This window comes from Komagataeibacter sp. NFXK3, assembly GCF_054182245.1.
In genome coordinates, this window is the sequence record NZ_JAPIVJ010000057.1 from 1 (window position 1) to 3,633 (window position 3,633).

5 protein-coding genes are annotated in these 3,633 nt (G+C 55.5%); all 5 read right to left on the minus strand.

What is annotated here, in order from left to right; genetic code table 11:
• Window positions 1-479, minus strand: a 479-nt coding sequence (locus OQZ28_RS17280) for a VOC family protein (RefSeq protein ID WP_228120956.1), incomplete at its 3' end; no start/stop codon positions are given.
• Window positions 472-822, minus strand: a complete 351-nt coding sequence (locus OQZ28_RS17285; protein ID WP_007396213.1) for a hypothetical protein — start codon at window positions 820-822, stop codon at window positions 472-474. The genes OQZ28_RS17280 and OQZ28_RS17285, both read right to left, overlap by 8 nt.
• A gap of 51 nt (window positions 823-873) precedes the next feature.
• Window positions 874-1,191, minus strand: a complete 318-nt coding sequence (locus OQZ28_RS17290) for a hypothetical protein (RefSeq protein WP_007396212.1) — start codon at window positions 1,189-1,191, stop codon at window positions 874-876.
• Window positions 1,192-1,220: 29 nt separating this feature from the next.
• A complete protein-coding gene (locus OQZ28_RS17295; RefSeq protein ID WP_007396211.1) occupies window positions 1,221-2,300 on the minus strand; it encodes an aromatic ring-hydroxylating oxygenase subunit alpha in 1,080 nt (359 codons plus the stop codon).
• Window positions 2,301-2,784: 484 nt separating this feature from the next.
• A protein-coding gene (locus OQZ28_RS17300) for an IS5 family transposase (RefSeq protein ID WP_085948960.1) occupies window positions 2,785-3,539 on the minus strand; the annotation gives its coding sequence in 2 pieces (ribosomal slippage) (window positions 2,785-3,203 and window positions 3,203-3,539; 756 coding nt in all).
• Window positions 3,540-3,633 lie beyond the last annotated feature (94 nt).

Below are 3,633 nucleotides of genomic sequence, written 5' to 3' on the forward strand. Positions count from 1 at the left end.
TCGAAGTTGACAACTGGAATTTCGGCACCCTCGGGAATGGTCATGGCTGTGATGCGCGCGATGTTGAACTCCGGATCGTTGAAGACCAACTGCCATTGCCCGTAATAGGTTGCAAACGGCCCCTTGACGATCGACCCGCCAAGCTCGGGCACCTTGTGCGCGATCTCATCTACCGTTGCCCAGTCTTCAACCACGAACGTCACCATCGTGCCGGTGCTGGATGTTGGTGTCCTGCGTCTCTCACGATCCTTCAGGCCCAGAAGCTCATAGGCCGGGACACCGTTGAAGGCCAGCTGGAAGCCGTTGCCTTGCAGAACCCGGTAGATCGGCGAAGAGGCATCGGGAATGTCGTCCCAACCCAGGATTGCAGCGTAAAATTGTTTCTGTTTCTCCACATCATCGCAAAAGATGTTGTGCATAGGCTGGAACTTGTCTGCACTGGCCATCGGTGTGTCCACGCTCCTCTTGAGATCAGGCATTGAGGTCGCCGTCGGCGCATCGAGACGACATCTTTATGTCCAGGGGGGCCGCCAGTCCCGCATCCATCAGCGTCCCGACAAGCTCGGCGTGATAGGCGGCATAGGCTTTCACTGAAACATAGCGGTCCTCGGGTCTGATGATGTTGAACATCAGCGATCCTTGGCGGACACTGGGCAGCACCCAGGACTTGTAGGCCCATTCCGGGTCCGCATGCGTGAAGTAGTCCGAGTTCTTCGGTCGCAGCCATCTTGCGCCGTCATGAGGTTGATCGATATTGCCGACCGACGCGTTGAAGGCCCTAAGTGCCTTCTTCGGTTCGGCGGTGTTCACATACAAGGCCAACTTTCTTCCTTTCCGTTCCAAATCTATCCGCCTGACAGGTTTCGTGACTGCTCAATTCAGTCGAACCTCATCAAAGCGCACGTCCATCCACCGGAGGAAGGTTTCCACCAGCCTCGTGTAGTACAGCTTGACCACGTCAGGTGGGATGCCTTTGCCGCCGTCGGCATGAAGTTCGAAGGTCAACGTGCCCGCATCGACGCTTGGCACAAGCATTGCGCCGATATCCGACACGTCTTCGGAATGCTGGTAGGAGGTATCACCCTTCAGCATCCAGCCTTCCGCCTTCCCCCACGCTTCTTCCTGGACAATTCTCCGGTTGAACTCCCGAAGCAGCGCATCGGGAGAACTGGTCATGAAATGGACTGACACTGGGATATCTCCTGAAATCCGGCCGAGCGTCAGCCCGCGACCGCATGCAGTTCAGGGTGCATCCGGTCGCTTTCAAGAACCGGCGTCAGGAGAGCCTTCTCGAAAGCCTCCTTGCCCTGCGCGTGGGCGTTTTCCAGTTCCTTGATCCATTTCCTGTACTGTATCGAGATCTTGTCGGTCACGACCGACAGTTCGTCGTCGTAAATCTCTTCTGGCCACTGCGATTCAATGACCGGCTGGTCCTCGGCAAAGACCAGGTCGTTGAAGGCGATGTGGGGATGATCCGAATCGTTCAAGCTCTTCTCGCGGGCGAAGATCAGGAAGTTCTTCGTTTGCTTCGCGTTCACCGGGCAGGACACGTTGAAGAGGACGTGAAGGTTGTTCCCCACATATTTTTGAACGGCCAGGTTGATCGTGAACGGCATACTGCAGTGGTAGGTGAAGTTGCCGATGGGTGCCTGATCGGGAACATCCATGCCCGGGGGCGTGTCATAGACAAAGCGCAGCTGGCCCTTCACGCGATCGATCGGCACGATGGGCGGCTCGGCGTTGTTCGGATCGAACAGAGTGCCGGGGTGAACGAACGCGAAGTGCGAAAAGTCCGTGAAGTTTTCCCAGCGGCGCGGTGCGCTGGCATTCCACCAGTAGGGTTCCTGCACGACAATCTTCATCCTCGGGTCATCAGCGACGCTGAAATACGGGATTTCCGTCACGTTCCACGAGCTATCCAAACGGACCCATATCAGGCCGTACTTCATTTCGCATTCATAGCTTGCCACCTTGGCGCGGGAGGAAATCTTTTGCGTCGGGCATGCCGGCATGTGGGTGCACTTGCCCTCGGCATTGTACATCCATCCGTGGTACGGACACTGGAGTTGGTCGCCTTGGACCTTTCCGCCGGACAGCTTGGCCGAGCGGTGGACGCATTGGTCTTTCATTGCGACCATCTTGCCGTCGAGACGAGCAAGAACGACCTTCTCGTCAAGTAAGGTGACAGCCATAGGGCCATTGCCCAGCGGGTCGGCCTTCTCGAACTCGTCAAGAGTCGCGACCGGATGCCAAAAGTGGCGGAGAAATTCCATGTTCTCGATCAACGGACGTACGCCCATACCGGCATTCCTTCTGTAGCTTTTGCTGCATAGAATAGAGCGGTAGTGTCAGCCCGACATGTCGCTGTTACATAGAGTTTTTGTGTGAACAGGGTGTCTAAAATCCGCAACATGATCTATCTGACGTGGTCGTATAGCGTACGGCGCATTTTCCCAGACGCTTTGTTCACGCCCGTCGTCTTACAAACAAGACGGGTTTCAAGCAAAAGTGCTTTGTCCAATTCGGCCATGGGCCTGCTGGGGTGAACTGACAATATAGCGCAAGGGAACGCACCAGAAACCTTGCCCTAGAAATCCCACCTCGGTGTACAAGAGCAATGCGTCGTACAAATTTCTGTACATTAGGTCCAGATAAACTGTCTCCTTTCGACGGTGAATGACCTTACTATTACCCTGTCCAATAAGACACGTCCGGCGTCTACAATCTCTGCCGGACGTGGCGAAGCCTCGATCCTCCCTGTCGAGGCTTCGCTAGGGTGTGTCGTCAGTTAATTCCAATGATGGCGGAGACGAATTGCACGGCTGCGAGGAAAGTTGACTTCAGCTTGTCATATCGTGTTGCAATACCTCTGAACTGTTTAAGTCTGGCGAAGAAGCGTTCGATGATGTTTCGTTTTTTATAAAGCGAAAAGAGGATTTTCCGTGGATTGCGTCGGTTTTTCTTTGACGGAATAACCGGTGTGATCCCCCGCTCTTCAAGCTTTTCGATGAGGGGATCGGCATCATAAGCCTTGTCGGCGATGAAGACCTCGGGATCGACTTCATCGAGCAATGGCTCTGCTTCTGTGATGTCGGCCCTTTGTCCGGGCGTCAGGGAAAGAGCCACAGCCTTTCCCGCGGCATCGACAATGGCATGGATTTTCGTGGTCAGTCCGCCACGGGACCGCCCGGTGGCCTGATCCATCCCCCTTTTTTACGGGCGCCCGCGCTATGCTGGTGAGCACGGACAATGGTGCTGTCGATCATCATGTATTCGTTGTCATGGTCAGCAGCCAGATGCCGGAAAATCCGCTCGATCACGCCGCCTTCGCACCAGCGACGCAGCCGCCGGTGCACGTTCTTCCAGTCCCCGAACCGGGCAGGCAGATCACGCCAGGGAATGCCTGCACGGTAACGATACAGCACGGCTTCGATAAACAGACGGTTATCCGCAGCCGTCCCACCGACATGACCTTCGCGACCCGGGAGAAGATCTTTTATCCGTTCCCACTGACCATCGCTCAGACCATACCGTCGCATTCACACTCTCCCCGTTCCAGAAACAGGAAGAAAACATCACAGATCAAACGGGAGTACAAGCTTCATAAGCCCCCCGTTTAACTGACGACACGCC